The organism is Nocardia heshunensis, assembly GCF_054782115.1.
Map to the genome: position 1 here is coordinate 174,347 of NZ_BAAGTC010000020.1, position 16,260 is coordinate 190,606.

Here is a 16,260-nt window from a genome sequence, read left to right on the forward strand (position 1 = left end):
GATAGCGCCATGACCAGCTCGCCCGAACACCACACCGGACCCATCGCCCGGCAGACGCCCGTGCGCAGCACCTACCGCCTGCAGTTGCGGCCCGACGCGCTCACCTTCGCCGACGCGCGCGGTATCGCCGAATACCTGCAGCAGCTGGGCATTTCGCATCTGTACCTGTCGCCCGTCATGACGGCGGCGCGCGGCTCCACCCACGGCTACGACGTCACCGATCCCACCGCGGTCGCGGCCGGACTCGGCGGCCCCACCGGACTCAAGGCCCTCGCCGACGAGGTGCGCAGCCGCGGCATGGGGTTGATCATCGATCTGGTGCCCAATCACGTGGGCGTCGCGGATCCACAGCAGAACGCGTGGTGGTGGGATGTGCTGCGGCTGGGCAAGGAATCCCAGTACGCCACCTGGTTCGACATCGACTGGACGCCGGGCAACGGCGCGGGCGGGCGCATCGCGCTGCCGGTGCTGGCCGGGGAGAACGATCCGGCCGCGCTGACGGTGGACCGCTCCGGGGCCGAACCCATGCTGGCGCTGCACGATATGCGGTTCCCGATCGCGCCGGGCACCGATGGCGAGAACGCGCTGCGCATCCACGACAAGCAGCACTATCGGCTGGTCAACTGGAAGTCGGGGCTGTGCGGGTACCGGCGCTACTTCACCGTCGGCGGGCTGGCCGCCATCCGGCAGGAGGAGCCCGCGGTCTTCGAGGCCACCCACCGCGAACTGGCCGCGTGGTGTGAGCACGACCTGATCGACGGTGTGCGCGTGGATCATCCGGACGGACTGGCTCAGCCCGGCGAGTATCTGCGGCGACTGCGGCAGCTGATCGGGCCGCAGCGGCTGCTGCTGGTGGAGAAGGTGCTCGCCGAGCGCGAACCCCTCGACGCCACCCTGCCCATCGACGGCACCACCGGGTACGACGCGCTCGCCGAACTCGGGGGCGTGCTCATCGATCCCGACGGCGAGAAGCAGTTGACCGAGCTGTCGCGGCAGTTCACCGGGCACGGCAGTGACCGGGCGTGGTTCGTGGAGCAGGAGCACCGGATTCGGCGCGCGGTCGCGGAGACCATGCTGGTGCCGGAGGTGCGGCGACTGGTCGCGGCGGTCAAACGCGATGCGCGCGCGGACGCCTTCGACACCATGGCGCTCACCAACTCCGCCATCGAGGTGCTGTCCTACATGCCGGTGTACCGCACCGACTACGCGCCGCTGGCCGGGATGATCGGCGCGGTCGTCGCCGATGTGGCGCGGCGCAATGCCGAGCTCACCGCGCCGCTGCAGGTGCTGGTCACCGCGCTGTCCGTCGGCGGCGAGGCCGCCACCCGCTTCCACCAGGTGGGCGGGGCGATGACCGCGAAAGCCGTGGAGGACACCATGTTCTACCGCGCGGCGCGGCTGGTGTCGCTGCAGGAGATGGGCGCGGATCCGGCCCGGTTCAGCCGCTCGGTCGTCGAATTCCATCTCGCCAATGCCGAACGCGCGGCCCGCTGGCCCGCCACCATGACGACGCTGTCCACCCACGACACCAAGCGCGGCGAGGATGTGCGCGCCCGCATCGGGATGCTGTCGCAGGTGCCCGATATCTGGGCGAGGTCGGTCAGCACCTGGGAGGAGATCGCGCCCGGACCCGACGGGGCGACCACACTGTTCCTGCTGCAGAACATGTTCGGTGTCTGGCCCGCCGACGGGCGCACGGCCGCCGCGGTGCCCGGGCTGCGGGAGCGGCTGCATCAGTTCGCGGAGAAGGCCGTTCGTGAGGCCGGAACCCAATCCTCGTGGGAGGAACCGGATGTCGAGTTCGAGACGGCGGTGCACCGCTGGATCGACAGCGTCCTGGACGGGCCGGTCGGCGCGGAACTCGGCGAGTTCGTCAACGACCTGGCCACCCACGCCTGGACCGACTCGCTGTCGCAGAAGCTGCTGCAACTGTGCGGCCCCGGCATCCCCGACATCTACCAGGGTTGCGAACTCTGGGAGGACTCCCTCGTCGACCCCGACAACCGCCGCCCCGTCGACTTCACCCACCGCACCCTGCTGCTGCAATCCCTCACCGGCACACCCGATCTCGACGCCTCCGGCGCGGTCAAGATGTGGATCGCCGCCTACGCCCTCTGGCTGCGCCGCGAACGCCCCGACTGCTTCGTCGGCGGCACCTACACCCCGTTGTTCGCCTCCGGCGACCGCGCCGCCCACCTCATCTCCTACGCCCGCGGCCGCACCGGCGAAACCCCCGAGGTCATCGTCGCCGCCACCCGCCACAGCATTCGCCTCGACGAGGCAGGCGGCTGGGCCGACACCGTCATCGACCTCCCCCAAGGCCACTGGACCGACCGCCTCACCGGCCACACCTTCTCCGGCCGAGCCCGCCTGGAGAAACTCTTCGCCCGCCTCCCCGTAGCCCTCCTTGTCCGCTGACCCCCGCGCGTTCAGCGCGGGATGGTGCGGCAGGGCGGTTGCACAGTGTTGTCGGCGGCGTACACGGGCCAGGTCATGGCATTCGACGTCTGGGGGCCGAAGACGCCGTCCTGTTTGACGGAGTGTTGTTGTTGGACGGTGAGGATGGCTTGTTTGGTGTCGGTGCCGAAAATGCCGTCGGTGTCGGTGATTTGGGTGTTGTAGCAGGTGCGGAGGGCGGATTGGAGGGCTTTTACGCCCTCTAGGGGGCCTTGGGCGGCGTCCTTGAGCGAGAGGATGCAGTGGCGGCTGCCGGTGCCGGTCGCGGGGACGACGGCGTGGGCGTCGGGCGCCACCGAGACCGTGGTCGTGTACAGGCAGCGGGCGGTGATGGACGCGGCCGGGGCAGGATCGACGCCGCCCGCGTTCGAACCGGAATTCCAGTACAGGACACCGGCGATCGCGGCGGCCAGCACTCCCGCGGTCGCCGCGGCGAGGGTCACGACGCGCCGCTTGGTCCCGCGGGTCCGCACCACCGCGGCCACCCGGTCGCGGCCGGAGGTGATGCGGGCGACCGCGCCGTCGGTGCGGCCGTGGGTGCGCAGGGCGCGGGTCGCGGCGGCGGCGAGGTCACCGCAGGAGGCGTGGCGGTCGGACATGCTCCAGGCGGTGGCCTTGGCCAACACGCGAGCCATCGGGGCGGAAAGCTTGGGATCGGTTGTGGGGATGGGGAGTTCGGCGGGGAGGTCGCCGGTCAGGAGCTGGTAGAGGGTGACCGCGAGGGCGTGGACGTCCGCGCGGGGGCCTACCGGGCGGCCTATGCGTTGTTCGGGTGGGGCGTAGGGCTGGGAGAAGGCCCAGCGGCCGCTGGCGGTGAGGGTGTCCTCGGCGGCGAGGCTGCGGGCGATGCCGAAGTCGCCGATCAGGATCCAGTCGGCGCCGCCGGTGCCGGTGGTGCGGAAGATATTGGCGGGCTTCACGTCCCGGTGGATGACCTGTTGGGCGTGGGCGTAGTCGAGGGCGTCGGCGACCGCGGCGATCATGCGCACCGCACGGTCGGGGTCGATGCCGTGCGGGTTCTCCTCGATGAGATCGGCCAAATCGCCACCGGGGACGTACTGCATGGCCATCCACAGCGTGCCGCGTTCGTCGCCGAAGTCCTTGACGTCCACGATGTTCGGGTGCGCCAGGTTGGCCACCAGCTGCGCCTCGCGGCGGAACTGCGCGCTGCCGGAGGTGCCGGTCACCATGGGCGTCAGCACCTTCAACGCGACCGGCATGTCCAGCACCTGATGGCGGGCCAGATAGACCGTGCCCATCCCGCCCGCACCCAACCGGCGCTCGATGACATATCCGGCGAAAACCGACCCCGCGACCAGCTCGGAAGCGACCACTGTGCGCGCACCTCCTCCCGGAGTCCGCCGATGCGAGGATAGCGCCGCGACGACAGTCCGGTAGGAGGAAATCAGCATGGCCGTCAGCTCGAGAGCACTCGCGCGTCCGGCGTCGGCAGCGGAACCTCATCGATGGGCTCGACCAGATCCGGCGGCACCGGTCCGTGCGCGGCCTCGCTCCAGCGGCGAACATTGGCCGGGCGGTAGTCCTTTCGATCCAGCACCGTCGCGGCCAGGAAGCTGTCCTGATCCTCCGGCTGCAGCAGCTTGCGCCAGGAATCCCAGTAGAAGCGCGGACTGCGCCAATTCCCGGCCAGCCGAACGAAATTCAGCACCCGGAAGCCGGGACTCAGCGAATCGTGCAAATGACTGGCATCGAACGGGCAACCCTGCAGCAGCGTGTCGAGGCGATCGTGGTCGAAGGTCAGCCCCTCGGCCTCGGCCTCGGCGATCATCCAGCGCAGCGTGATGTCGGACAGGCCGCAGTCGGCGTAGCCGCCGCCGATATCGCTGTGCACGCCCTCGAACCAGACCTGCTTGACCCGGTCGGGTCGGTTGAACAGTTCCTTCTGATCGGCCGGGATCTCCCACAGGCAGGGCGCGAACTCCCGCCGCCGCTCATCGATGGCGAGGGCCTGCCGCGCGCACAACACGATCTTCGACAGCCGCACATCGTGGAAGCGGTGCTTCCACGCGGTCAGCCCGGGCACGCCCATCGCGCCGACGGTGTCGAAGACCCCGAGGAAGTTGATGGTCGGTCGCTCCGGGTAGCAGTATTCGGCGCGGAATTCGGCCCACTCGGGCGGGTCCGGGTCGTCCGGATGCTTCTTGCGGGTCTGGTAGATCTCCAGCACCTTCGGGTACTTGCCGTGAATCATGGCGTCGTACTTCAGGATTCCGAGGCGGTTGATCATGCCGGCCAGACTGCGCGCGGTGTACGCGCCCCGGCTGAACCCGAAGATGAAGATCTCGTCGCCGGGTTCCCAGTTCAGCGCCAGCTGCCAGTAGGCCGCCGACAGATTGGCCTCCAGGCCGAGGCCGAACGCGCCGCCCATCAGCTTGTCGGACATGAACCCGCGTGATCCGGGTCCCGATACGTAGTAAATCCGCTGACCGACGGACTTCCCCTCCCGGTCCGCCCCGGTCAGCTTGACCGTTTCCGCGATCTTGACGATGTTCGACACCGTCGTGCTCGACTCGGCCTTCCAGGTGCCGTCGCAGCACACCACCAGCCTTTTCATGAACGCCAGCCTCCCGTTCTGACCGTTCGGTTTCACGCGTAGTGAACTACCCGATTATCGACCGCGGCACTCGCGGCCGTTAACTCCGACGCGTGCCCCTATAAGTACCCGGCTCGGCACTGTTAACACCGCGCGGTCGCTGCACGATCGCTCATAAATCGTTCACGATCACTATGGCACCGTAGGTGTATGTCCGACGATGAAGCGGTCACTCGCACCGTATGGGTCCTGGTGTGCGAGGACGACGAGCAGCTGGGTGAACGGGTCGCGGACGGACTGCGCGGCGCCGGATTCATCGTCGATCTGACCCGCAACCTCGCCGACGCCGGACAGCAGTGCGGGGTGCGGCTCTACGATTGCCTGATCGTGGATCGCGGGTTACCCGACGGCGACGGGCTGGATCTGGTTCGGCGGCAACGGGAATCGGGTAATCGCACACCTGCCCTATTGATCACCGCGCGCGACAGCGCCCTCACCCGCAGCGAGAGCTACGCCGGTGGTGCGGACGACTATCTGGCCAAACCCTTCTCACTGAGCGAACTGGCCGCCCGCGTCCGCGCCCTGTGCGCGCCGCGGCGCACCCAGTCCACGCCGGTGCTCACCATCGGGGACCTGGTCGTCGACCGGCTCCGCCGCCGGGTGCGGCGCAGCGGGGTGTTGCTGACCATGACCACCCGTGAGTTCTGCGCGCTGGAACTGCTCGCCGCCCGGGCGGGCACGCTGGTCACCCCGGCCGAGATCGCCGCCTTCTGCAGCGACCCCACCTCTGCGGCCGCCATCGACGAGGTGATCACGCGGCTCGACCGCAAACTCGGCGAGCCACAGATCATCCACACCTCGGCGGCGGGATATTTGCTGTACGCCTGAAACCGCCTCGCGAAGTGTGGATTCCGGCCAAAAGCACGCCGGAATGACGGGGGTCGTCCGTCACGAAGGACGGGGTCGTCCGTCATCCCAGCGTGCTTTTGGCTGGGATCCAACGCCTTACGTCAGGTAGCGGTACGCGGGCGACTTGGGGTCGAGGCGCTCGCACTGGATCGGGGCCTTGTCCATCCGCTCGAGCAGCGGCTCGAGGCCCGACGGGGTACCCAGTTCGATACCGACCAGCGCCGCACCGGTTTCACGGTTGTTGCGCTTGACGTACTCGAACACGGTGATGTCGTCGTCGGGGCCGAGGACCTCGTCGAGGAAGCGACGCAGCGCACCGGGCTCCTGCGGAAAGTCCACCAGGAAATAGTGTTTCAGTCCCTGATGCACCAGCGAGCGCTCGATGACCTCGCCGTAGCGGGAGACGTCGTTGTTGCCGCCCGAGAGCAGCACCACCACCGTCGAGCCGGGCTCGACGTCGATCTCCGCCAGCGCGGCGGTCGCGAGCGCGCCCGCCGGTTCGGCGACGATGCCCTCGTTCTGGTACAGCTCCAGCATGGCGGTGCAGATCGCACCCTCGTCCACCTGCAGCATGCGGAATGAACCTGCGCCGGTACGGGTTTGCGTGCTGGTGAGCAGCGGCAGCGAGGCATGCGAGCGGACCGCGCCACCGAAGCGCACCACCGCCTGATACCCGACCCCGCCGATGCGACGCACGGCCGCGCCGTCGACGAACGGATCGATCTCGGGCAGGGTCACCGGGCCACCCGCCACCAGTGCGGCGGTCATGGAGGCCGCGCCGGTGGGTTCGGCCGCGAGCAGCGCGGTCTGCGGCGACCGCTCCCGCAGATAGGTGGCGACACCGGCGAGGCAGCCGCCACCGCCGACGGGCACCACCACCAGATCGGGCTGGCGGCCGAGCTGTTCGAGGAATTCCGCGGCGATGGTGCCCTGACCGGCCGCGGTGCGCGGATCGTCGAAGGGCGGGACCATGGTCGCCCCGGTGCGGGCGACATCGTCGGCGGCGGCCGCGGCGGCCGCGTCGTAGGTGTCACCGACGGCGATGAGTTCCACGAATTCGCCGCCGTGCACGCGGATTCGGTCGCGCTTCTGCTTCGGGGTGGTGGTCGGCACGTAGATGCGGCCGCGCACGCCCATGGCCCGGCAGGCGAAAGCCACGCCCTGGGCGTGATTTCCGGCGCTGGCGGTGACCACGCCGGCGGACTTCTCGGCCTCGGTCAGCTGCACCATGAGGTTGTAGGCGCCGCGAATCTTGTAGGAGCGCACGGCGGTGAGGTCCTCGCGCTTGAGGTAGACCTCGGCCCCGGTGAGCGCCGACAGCCGCGGATTCCGTTGCAGCGGTGTCGGCTCGATAATGTCCGAAATTCGCTTGGCCGCGGCATCGATCTCATCCGCCGACAATTCGGGCAGCGGAGTGGACACTTTCTCTGCGACAGCAAGCGGATCAGACACCCGAACATGCTAGCTGGGAGCGAGCACGGCACCGGCGGCACCGCCCGATTCCGGTACGAATAGTCCGATTTGCTGGCAAGCGGGTTGGGTGAGCGAGCTAACACCAGGCCCGCCAACTGGTCATCTGACCAGTTAAATGGCAGGAGGCCCGGCCTCCGCTTTGCGAAGTCAGCAAACGCCTAGTTAGCGTCGAAATGCTCGAGAACCTAGGCCAGAAAGTCGAAAACCTGATGAATTTCCGTAAGCCCGTTGCCATTACGCTGACCGCCGCCGCCATCACCCTCGGCATCGCCGCGGGCACCGCCACCGCCTCGGCCGAGCCGGTCGCGTTGGAGCCGGTGGCCACCAACCCCGACGCCCAGAACCACGACCCGCTGGCCAACGGTGCCGCCGCGGGCGCGGGCATCGGCGCCGCGGCCGGTGCGGGTGTCGGCGCGCTGCTGACCTCCCCGCTCCTCATCATTCCCGGCATCGGTTCCGCGGCGGTCGGCAGCGCCGCGCTGTCGGGCGCGATCAACTGGGGTCTCATCGGCACGGTGGTCGGCCTGGCCACCGGCGCGATCGCCCCCGATGTCGTCCCGCAGGTCCTGCCCTGACCCGCCTCTGACGCAGCAATACCGGTTCGCCGGTAGGTGTACAACCGCGAAAATGCCCCGGCCACACGGTGACCGGGGCATTTTTCTATCGACCGCCGCGCTTCCCGGCGCACGGCGGGCGACGGTCAATCGCGCGGACTCAGGACGAAGACCGGAATCTGACGATCGGTCTTCTTCTGGTACTCGGCGTAGTCGGGCCAGACCTCGACGGCGCGCTTCCACCAGAGATCCTTCTCGTCGCCGGTGACCTCGCGGGCGTCGTAGTCCTTGACCACGGCCCGATCCCGCAGTTCGACGTGCGGGTCAGACACGATGTTGTGGTACCAGACGGGATGCGAGGGCGCGCCGCCGCGGGAGGCGACGATCGCGTACTCACCGTCGTGCTCGACCCGCATGAGCGGGGTCTTGCGCAGCTTGCCGGACTTGTTGCCGCGGCTGGTGAGCAGAATGATCGGGACGCCGCGCAGCAGGTTCGCCTCGGCGCCCTGCGAGTTCTCGTACTGCTCGGCCTGCTCTCGGGCCCAGTCGGACGGGCTGGGTTCGTACTCTCCGATTAGTGGCATGACGTGCTCAACCATCCCCGTCGATGTGTTGTTCCCGACATCAGTTTTCGGTTGACCGAACTTTAGGTCCCCGCCTACCCTGACCGTATGGCAGTGGTTAACCCTACGGACACCGAGCGGGCCTCCGCGCGCGCCACCGTGGACATCGCCGGAACGGCGTGGCCGGTCTACAAGCTCGAAGCCTTGTTCGCCGGTGTGGTGGTCTGCCTGATGCTCGCTCTGATCACCGGTTCGGTGCAGGTCGCCGTGCTGGGCGCGGCCACCGTGGCGGCGTTGCGCTGGCTGCTTGCCATGGCCCAGCACCGATAAGAACCCACTGGTCCGTGTCATTCGGGCGATTCATGCGGTTCGTCTATTAGTTTTATTCGCATGCGGTTGTCCACTCCGGGCGTTTTCCTGCTGGCTGTCGGTGCGGCCCTGGGTTGTGCACAGCCCGCCCACGCCGACATCGTCACGCTCGCCCCGCACGAGCGCACCTATCAGTCCACCTTCGGCAGCTTCACCGTCGGCAATCGCGACGAGGTCATCAACCGCATCGCGCCGCTGAACCAGGTCGGCACCACCCGCGAGGCGATGGTCAGCAATATGTCCTACGCCCGGGTCGACGGCATTGCCGGTGGCCAGCTCAAGACCGGCTATCACGTCGGCTGCTCGGTCACCCTGCCCAACGGCAACCTCGGGGCGATCCCCCAGGTGTACGTGCCCAGCGGCAATCTCTCGCAGAGTCCCGCACTGCAGATCATCGGACCCAATATCCAGGTGCCGATGAGCGTCAACCTCGCACCGGGCGAGGTGAAGGACATCGCCGTCGCCGACAAGGACCTCATCCCGGGCAAGCAGGTTCAGATCATCATTCGCGACTTCCACATCGCGGTGAACCAGTGCGCCGGGCCGGTCTCCATCCGGCAGTACACCTACATCTACGCCAAATCCGCCGAAACCGATGACAGCGGTGCGGTTTTCGGCGACCCCACCTGGTTGTAACCCGGTCCGGACACGCACCGGGCTCCGCGCCATCGTCATGGCCTGACCCCCGCCCTGGGAGCCTCCGCATGATCCCTCGCACGTTCATGTCCCGCAGGTGGTCCGGCCGCTGCGCCGCCACGGCCGTGCTCGCGGTGGCGACCCTGTCGCTGCCGGTCGGGGTGCTGTCGTTGCCCGGGATGGCGTCGCTGCCGGTCGGATTCGGGTCCGACCTGGCCGCCGCGAACGCCGACCCCGGGGATCATCCGATCGCGCTGCAGAGCCTGGGACTGGGCAAGTCGCTGCAATTCCCCGGCCGCGAGCACGAAGTCACGCTCACGCTGCCGCTGCTGCCCGGTCTCGCGCCGACCGCGATCACCGGCACCGTGCAGTTGCCGCCGACTCTGGCACGCGGCACCCTCGAGGCCCGTTCGGACCAGCGGCTGCTGGATCGGGTGGGGCTGCCGCAGGATCCGCGCGCGCCGATCCGGATCTCGCTGGCCGGGGCCAAGATCCAGGGCACGGCCGCGAATGTCACGCTGACCTCGGCGCTGCTGCCGGAAGCCGGTATCTGCCCGGAGGATTGGCAGGGGCAGCCGCTCACGCTGACCGATGCCGCGGTGATCTACGCCGGCGAGGAGGCGCAGCCGGCGACGGTGGCGGAGTTCCTGCCGCCGGTGCTGAACCGGCTGACCGTGTACACCCCGGCCACGCCGTCGACCACCGAGAGCGCGGCCGTGCTGTCGCTGGCCACGGCGGTGACCGCGCGCTACGCGAATCAGCCTGTCGCGGTCGATATCCGGCCGCTCGCGAGCGGGGCCACGGCACCCGATCATCCGCCCGCCTTCCTGGAACGCCAGATCGTGGTGCGCGAGGACGCCGACGCCGGGGTGCGGCTCACCACCGGCCCCGCACCGGTCCTGACCGTCTCCGGCGACGCGAAGGCGCTGCCGACCCAGATGCGTTTGCTCACCAGCGATCTCGCCAAGGCGGCGCTGGGCACCTCGGCCACCGTGCTGGGCCTGCCCGCCGCCCCGCAGCTGGCGCCGGAGACCACGACGCTGGCCGAACTCGGTCAGAACCGGCTCAGCGCGACCGCCATCGGGTACGTGCGCATCGACTTCACCGTCGACATGACCCGGCTGGGCCGGCCGTCGAAGAATGTGCGAATCAACCTGTACGGCAACCACACTCCGCTGCCGGACACGCTCAACGGCCAGCTCGCCGTGACCGTCGGGGACCGGCAGCTGGCCGCCTGGCCGGTGACCTCCTCGGGGCAGTTCGATCAGTGGGTCGACATCCCGAACACGCTGCTGACCCGATTCACCACGGTGTCGGTAACCCTGCAGCAGGCGGGCCTGACCCACGGCTGTGGGCTGGAGCAGCCGGTCACGCTGACCATCGATCCCGAGGGCGCGGTGCACAGCGATCCGGCCACGCCGCCGGTGCCGGGCGGCCTGGGCTCGGTGCCGCAGGCGCTGCTGCCTCGGGTCCAGATCGGTTTGAAGACACCGGGATTCGCCGATACCGTGCGGGCCGCGCAGGTGCTGATCGCGGTGCAGCGGCTCACCTCGGTGCCACTGCGGCCGGAACTGGTGAGCTTCGACGACGCGGTCCGCTCGACCCTGCCCGCCGTGCTGATCGCGGCGGACGGCGACGTGCCGCAGTCGATCACGCTGCCGTTGTCACGCAGCGGTGAGACGCTCACCGTCTACGGCGACGACGCGGAGCTGGAGACGAAGATCGATCTGCGCCCGCCGCTGAACTTCGGCTCGCTGCAAGCGACGTGGACCGGCAAGCGCATCGTGGTGGTGGCCACTTCCACCGCGGCCCCGCAGAACCTGGATCGTCTGCTGACCTGGCTGACCGCCGATCCCGATCGATCCTTCCGGCTGGCCGGTCCGGTGCTGTTGCAGGTGGGCGATCGGGAGCCGGAGCTCTTCGATCCACTCGCGGGCACACCCGAGGAGGCGGCGGCCCGCGGCGCCACCGACACCGAGATCCCGCTGGCGCGCCGGATTGCGCTCGCGGGCGGGATCGCGCTGGCGGTGGGCGCGCTCGGGGCGGTCGCGATCCTGTTGCAGCGGCGGCGTTCCCGCTGACCCGGCCATGAGCGCCGAGAAGGACACCCGAGGCCCGGCGCGGACGGTGCCGTGGCTCATCGCGGTCCGGCTGCTGATCGTGGTCGGCTGCACCGTCGGCGCCTTCTGGAACCTGTGGCGCGAACTGATCGAGGACGTCCAGCAGGGCTCGGACATCGGTTATGTCTTCGCGCTACCGGTGCTGGCGGTGCTGGCGACGATCGGCATGGCGTTGCGCCGCCGCCCGGAACTGCCCATCTACGACCGGCAGACCGACATCATCGTGGGGTTGATCGGGCTGGTGGCCACCGCGCTGCTGATCGGGCTGCTGGTGTTGCGCTACCCCTACGAATACGAGGCGCTGCATCTGGACCTGTTGGCCGCCACCTTCTTCGCGATCAGCGTCAGCGTGCTGATGTTCGGGTTGCGGCCGGTGTTCCGGTTCTGGCCGGTCGGGTTGTTGATGCTGCTGACCGTCGTGCCGATGCCCTATCGGCTGGCGGTGGCCTCGCTCGGCGGCAACCGGATCGCGGACGGCGCGGTGATGTTGATTCCGGCCGCCGCCGCGGCGGCCATCGGGGCGGGACGCACCCGCGGGCGGGCACTGGCGGGCGGGCTGGTGGCGTTGGTGGCGGGCGGGGTGCTGCTGGCGGTGATGGCGGTCTGGTTCCCGCACGCGCCACTGATCGCCTATCAACTGATCCCGTCGCTGCTCGGCGCGTATACGGCGACCACCGTCATGTATCTGGACCATCGGCGTTGGACCAGCCTCCGACCGCTGGATCGGCCGTTCCTGCCGCCGACCGCGTCCCGCTCCCGCGCCGCGGCGTTGACCGCGGTGATCGCGGCCGCGCTGCTGGCGCTCATCCCGGTGCCCGAGGAGTACGTGGTCCACGCGCCGCAGATCGCCGGGCTGCGGCTGGCCGATTCGCCCGCGGTCGCGCCCGGCTGGCAGTTGACCGGCGAGCGCGTCTACCCGTGGGCCCCCAAGTATTTCGGTCGCGGGAATTCCTGGACCCGGCAGAGCTGGCAGGCCGTGCGCGGAAATCCGGCCTGGGACAAGGAATCCCGGCGGCGACGGATCGCGGTCGACATCGTCACCACCAAGACCCTGCACGGGCTCGACAACTATCGCGAGTTCACCATGTATCGGCTGGAACAGCCGCGCATCAGCCCGCCGGAACGCATCGATCTCGGGCACGGGGTGCAGGCGCGGCTCAATACCGTCGTCGACGACCGGCAATTGCTGAGCTGGACCTGGCTGACCTGGACCTGGAAGGGCGAGGGCGGCGACTACCAGCGGATCAGCCTCATCGCCGCGGATAATCATCTGCCCGACGCGCTGTTCCCGCAGCCCGAACCGTCGGTGACCCAGCTGCTGGACAACCAGATGCATCAGATCCTGCGCGGCAACGCGGTGGTCCTGAACCCGGAATCCGCCGAGGGCGACCCGGATTCCGAGTACAAGGACCGAGACATGCTCACCACGGTGGCCCGGGAGATCGTGCGGATCGGAGCGGGCGAATGACCGAACTGCCGGGACTGGCAACGGAAGCCGAGCGGGCGCACGCGCTGCACACGGCGGTGCACGGGCTGCGCGAGAACGATCCGATGGCGTCGGCCTCGGTGGCTTTCCTGCCGTGGCAACGCAATACGCTGCTCGCGGCGGCGGCGATCACCGTGGTCTGCCTGGTGTTCGCGCCCATGGTGACGCTGGTCGTGGTGATGGCGGCGTGCACGCTCGGCTACAGCGCGGTCATGATCGACCGAATACTCATCTTCACCCGGGGCATGTCGCGCGACGCGATTCTCACCGTCGACGACGAGACCGCACGCGCGCTGCCCGATGAGCAGTTGCCGCCCTACACGATTCTCGTCCCCGCCTACGGGGAGCCGGAAGTGGTGGGCGACTTGATCGCCGCGCTCAACGGCCTGGACTATCCGCGCGACCGCATGCAGGCGCTGCTACTGCTGGAGGAGGACGACTCCCCCACCATCGACGCCGCCCACGCCGCCGGGATCGGGGAGGCGGGCAGCGAGCACATCACCATCGTGCTGGTGCCCGCGGCCGATCCGCGCACCAAGCCGAAGGCGTGCAACTACGGATTGCATGCCGCGACAGGCGATATCGTCACCATCTACGACGCCGAAGACATTCCCGATCCGCTGCAGCTGCGGCGGGTGGTGGCGGCCTTCCGGCGGCTGCCGCGCTCGGTGGTGTGCATCCAGGCCAAGCTGTCGTTCCACAATGCCCGGCAGAATCTGCTGACCGCCTGGTTCACCATGGATTACGGGCTGTGGTTCAGCTTCCTGCTGCCGGGGCTGATGCGCTCGGCCGCACCGATTCCGTTGGGCGGCACCTCGAATCACTTCCGGCGCAATGTGCTGACGGCCATCGGGGCGTGGGATCCGTACAACGTGACCGAGGACGCGGATCTGGGGGTGCGCATCGCGGCGCGCGGATACTCCACGGCCGTCATCGATTCCACGACATTGGAAGAGGCGAATCCGGATCCCATCAACTGGGTGCGGCAGCGCTCGCGCTGGTACAAGGGGTATCTGCAGAGCTGGCTGGTGCATGCGCGGCGACCGATCACCCTGTGGCGCAAGATCGGTCCGGTCAGCTTTCTGCGGTTCACGCTGTTTCTGGCGGGGACGCCGATCATCGCGTGCCTGAACCTGCTGTTCTGGTTCGTCACGCTCGCTTGGATTTTCGGGCAGCCGCAGGTGATCGAGAAGGTGTTCCCGGCCGGGGTCTACTACCCCGCGCTGCTGGCGCTGGTGCTGGGCAATGCGGCGACGGTGTACATGAACCTGCTGTCGTGCCGGGAGAACGATCGGCCCGATCTGCTGGTGGCGTGCCTGCTGTCGCCCGCGTACTGGCTGCTCATGGCAATCGCCGCGAGCAAGGGGTGCTGGCAGTTGCTGCGCAATCCGTCCTACTGGGAGAAGACCTTTCACGGGCTGGGCACCACCTCGGAGGACAAGTCGTGAACCGGATACCGCGCCTGATCTTCGCCGGGTCGGCCCTGCTGTACCTGGCGACCGGCGCGTTCGTGGCCGCCGGGCGCGCGGATCTGATGGGCGATGCGCTCAGCCGGGTGTCGGCCACCCAGTCGGCGCTGTTCAGCCGGGACCCGCATCTGTCGGCCATCGGGTTCGTGTTCACGCCGTTGAGTTCGCTGGCGCAGTTGCCGTTCGTGGCGTTGTCCGGGTGGTTCCCGGCCATCACCCGCTGGGGGCTGTCCGGGGTCGTGATGACCGCCCTGTTCATGGCGGGTGCGGTCACCATGATCTGGGGCATCGGCACCGACCGGGACGCACCGCGCTGGTTGTGTGCCGTGGTGACAGTGGTTTTCGCGCTCAACCCGATGGTGGTGTTCTACGGCGGCAACGGGATGAGCGAGGCGCTGTTCCTGTTCTGCCTGTGCTGGGCGATGCGGCGGCTCATGCGCTGGACGCGCACCGACGGCGTGCACGATCTGGTGGCGGCCGGAATCGCGCTGGGGCTGGGCTATCTCACCCGCTACGACGCGCTGGCCCCGGCCGGGGTGGCGGCTCTGCTGGTGTTCACGATCACCTATCGGCGGCGCACCGAGCAGCGATTCGCCGGGGCGGCAATGGATCTGGTGGTGGTGAGCGCGCCGGTGGTGCTGGCCTTCGTGGTGTGGGCGGCGACCAGCTGGCTGATCACCGGGCAGGCGTTCCAGCAGTTCACCTCGCAGTACGGCAACTCCGCGATTCTCGAGCAGTCCGGGGCGGCGGCGGGCAAGCCGCTGGACGCGGTGCAGTACTCACTGGGGGCCACGCTGATCCTCGCGCCGGTGCTGCCGTTGTTGCTGCCGCTCGCCGCCGCCCTGGGCTGGCGTCGGCGCGACGCGCAGGTGGCGGTGCCGATCCTGTTGTGCGGGGCGGTACTCGGCTTCCAGGCGCTGAGTTTCGCCAGCGGCTCCACCTTCGCCTTCCTGCGCTTCTATGTGGCGGCGATCCCGCTGACCGCCATCCTGGCGCTGCTGATTCCGGCCGCCCGAGGCTGTCCCCCCAGCCATCGGCCGGGCAAGTACGCCGAGTGCGTCGAGCCGGAACCGGCTGCGGCGAAGGCTGTTTCGCAGCCGTCCGGCCGACGACGCGAGCTGATCCCGATGCTCGGCGCGGCGGCCGCCGCCCTGCTGCTGATCATCTCCCTGCCCGCGACGGCGGCGGGAATGAACAGCCAGCTCATGGCCGTCCAGGAGTATCCGCTGCGCGCGGTCCTCTTCCCCGACCCGAACAACGTGAGCGACAAGTACTTCGACCAGGCCCGCATCGCCGCGACCTTCTCCACCGAACGCAAACTCGCCAACTACCTCGACGCCCTGCACCTCCCACCCGGCGCGGTCCTCATGGACACCGTCTACGGCTTCGCCGTCCTGGCCGCCTCCGCCCAGCCGGACCGCTTCGTCATCCCCTCCGACCAGGACTTCATCCGCATCCTCAACCGCCCCGCCGACCGCGGCGCCAAATACATCCTCGCCGTCCCCAACACCGGCCGCGGCACCTCCGACGCCATCAACCGCCGCTACCCCACCATGTACGAAAACGGCGCCCAAATCGCCACCCTCGACCTGGAAATCCCCAACGACGGCGCAGGCCAACCCAACTGGCGCCTCTACCGAGTAATCGGCAGCTGACCGCGCAGCGGTTCA

13 protein-coding genes are annotated in these 16,260 nt (G+C 68.8%); 9 read left to right on the top strand and 4 right to left on the bottom strand.

What is annotated here, in order from left to right; genetic code table 11:
- Window positions 1-9 precede the first annotated feature (9 nt).
- Window positions 10-2,418 carry a malto-oligosyltrehalose synthase gene (gene treY, locus ACYVN4_RS37065; RefSeq protein ID WP_460727494.1) on the top strand — a complete coding sequence of 803 codons (2,409 nt, stop codon included), beginning with the start codon at window positions 10-12 and terminating at the stop codon, window positions 2,416-2,418.
- A gap of 11 nt (window positions 2,419-2,429) precedes the next feature.
- Here treY and ACYVN4_RS37070 read toward each other — a convergent pair whose 3' ends face one another.
- Both ACYVN4_RS37070 and ACYVN4_RS37075 read right to left on the bottom strand, forming a co-directional pair.
- A complete protein-coding gene (locus ACYVN4_RS37070) occupies window positions 2,430-3,791 on the bottom strand; it encodes a serine/threonine-protein kinase (RefSeq protein WP_460727496.1) in 1,362 nt (453 codons plus the stop codon).
- A gap of 83 nt (window positions 3,792-3,874) precedes the next feature.
- Entirely contained in the window at window positions 3,875-5,032 is a 1,158-nt protein-coding gene (locus ACYVN4_RS37075) for a DUF2235 domain-containing protein (protein WP_460727498.1), read from the bottom strand.
- Between the two features lie 189 nt (window positions 5,033-5,221).
- On the opposite strand from ACYVN4_RS37075, the gene ACYVN4_RS37080 reads away from it, so the two are divergent.
- Window positions 5,222-5,899 carry a response regulator transcription factor gene (locus ACYVN4_RS37080; RefSeq protein ID WP_460727500.1) on the top strand — a complete coding sequence of 226 codons (678 nt, stop codon included), beginning with the start codon at window positions 5,222-5,224 and terminating at the stop codon, window positions 5,897-5,899.
- 117 nt (window positions 5,900-6,016) lie between these two features.
- On the opposite strand, the gene ilvA is transcribed toward ACYVN4_RS37080, so the two are convergent.
- Window positions 6,017-7,372: a threonine ammonia-lyase IlvA gene (ilvA, locus tag ACYVN4_RS37085; RefSeq protein WP_460727502.1), complete on the bottom strand. Its 1,356-nt coding sequence runs from the start codon at window positions 7,370-7,372 to the stop codon at window positions 6,017-6,019.
- Between the two features lie 194 nt (window positions 7,373-7,566).
- On the opposite strand from ilvA, the gene ACYVN4_RS37090 reads away from it, so the two are divergent.
- Window positions 7,567-7,968 carry a hypothetical protein gene (locus ACYVN4_RS37090; RefSeq protein ID WP_460727504.1) on the top strand — a complete coding sequence of 134 codons (402 nt, stop codon included), beginning with the start codon at window positions 7,567-7,569 and terminating at the stop codon, window positions 7,966-7,968.
- A 125-nt stretch (window positions 7,969-8,093) separates the two neighbouring features.
- Here ACYVN4_RS37090 and ACYVN4_RS37095 read toward each other — a convergent pair whose 3' ends face one another.
- Entirely contained in the window at window positions 8,094-8,531 is a 438-nt protein-coding gene (locus tag ACYVN4_RS37095; protein WP_460727506.1) for a nitroreductase family deazaflavin-dependent oxidoreductase, read from the bottom strand.
- Window positions 8,532-8,618: 87 nt separating this feature from the next.
- On the opposite strand from ACYVN4_RS37095, the gene ACYVN4_RS37100 reads away from it, so the two are divergent.
- The 6 genes from ACYVN4_RS37100 (at window position 8,619) to ACYVN4_RS37125 (ending at window position 16,245) form a co-directional block, all read left to right on the top strand.
- Window positions 8,619-8,840: a hypothetical protein gene (locus tag ACYVN4_RS37100; RefSeq protein WP_460727508.1), complete on the top strand. Its 222-nt coding sequence runs from the start codon at window positions 8,619-8,621 to the stop codon at window positions 8,838-8,840.
- Window positions 8,841-8,900: 60 nt separating this feature from the next.
- The gene (locus ACYVN4_RS37105) at window positions 8,901-9,515 is read left to right on the top strand and encodes an MspA family porin (RefSeq protein ID WP_460727510.1); all 615 of its coding nucleotides are present in this window, start codon (window positions 8,901-8,903) and stop codon (window positions 9,513-9,515) included.
- A gap of 68 nt (window positions 9,516-9,583) precedes the next feature.
- Window positions 9,584-11,596, top strand: a complete 2,013-nt coding sequence (locus tag ACYVN4_RS37110; protein WP_460727512.1) for a hypothetical protein — start codon at window positions 9,584-9,586, stop codon at window positions 11,594-11,596.
- A gap of 7 nt (window positions 11,597-11,603) precedes the next feature.
- The gene (locus ACYVN4_RS37115; RefSeq protein ID WP_460727514.1) at window positions 11,604-13,103 is read left to right on the top strand and encodes a hypothetical protein; all 1,500 of its coding nucleotides are present in this window, start codon (window positions 11,604-11,606) and stop codon (window positions 13,101-13,103) included.
- The gene (locus tag ACYVN4_RS37120; RefSeq protein ID WP_460727516.1) at window positions 13,100-14,569 is read left to right on the top strand and encodes a glycosyltransferase; all 1,470 of its coding nucleotides are present in this window, start codon (window positions 13,100-13,102) and stop codon (window positions 14,567-14,569) included. The genes ACYVN4_RS37115 and ACYVN4_RS37120 overlap by 4 nt, the downstream gene beginning before the upstream one ends.
- Window positions 14,566-16,245, top strand: coding sequence for an ArnT family glycosyltransferase (locus ACYVN4_RS37125; RefSeq protein WP_460727518.1), 1,680 nt, complete (start codon window positions 14,566-14,568; stop codon window positions 16,243-16,245). The genes ACYVN4_RS37120 and ACYVN4_RS37125 overlap by 4 nt, the downstream gene beginning before the upstream one ends.
- Window positions 16,246-16,260 lie beyond the last annotated feature (15 nt).

Bases quoted from the DNA above. Each gene is read 5' to 3' on its own strand.
- treY (WP_460727494.1), top strand. From the start codon at position 10: ATGACCAGCTCGCCCGAACACCACACCGGACCCATCGCCCGGCAGACG.
- ACYVN4_RS37075 (WP_460727498.1), bottom strand. From the start codon at position 5,032: ATGAAAAGGCTGGTGGTGTGCTGCGACGGCACCTGGAAGGCCGAGTCG.
- ACYVN4_RS37080 (WP_460727500.1), top strand. From the start codon at position 5,222: ATGTCCGACGATGAAGCGGTCACTCGCACCGTATGGGTCCTGGTGTGC.
- ACYVN4_RS37090 (WP_460727504.1), top strand. From the start codon at position 7,567: ATGCTCGAGAACCTAGGCCAGAAAGTCGAAAACCTGATGAATTTCCGT.
- ACYVN4_RS37095 (WP_460727506.1), bottom strand. From the start codon at position 8,531: ATGCCACTAATCGGAGAGTACGAACCCAGCCCGTCCGACTGGGCCCGA.
- ACYVN4_RS37100 (WP_460727508.1), top strand. From the start codon at position 8,619: ATGGCAGTGGTTAACCCTACGGACACCGAGCGGGCCTCCGCGCGCGCC.
- ACYVN4_RS37105 (WP_460727510.1), top strand. From the start codon at position 8,901: ATGCGGTTGTCCACTCCGGGCGTTTTCCTGCTGGCTGTCGGTGCGGCC.
- ACYVN4_RS37110 (WP_460727512.1), top strand. From the start codon at position 9,584: ATGATCCCTCGCACGTTCATGTCCCGCAGGTGGTCCGGCCGCTGCGCC.
- ACYVN4_RS37115 (WP_460727514.1), top strand. From the start codon at position 11,604: ATGAGCGCCGAGAAGGACACCCGAGGCCCGGCGCGGACGGTGCCGTGG.
- ACYVN4_RS37120 (WP_460727516.1), top strand. From the start codon at position 13,100: ATGACCGAACTGCCGGGACTGGCAACGGAAGCCGAGCGGGCGCACGCG.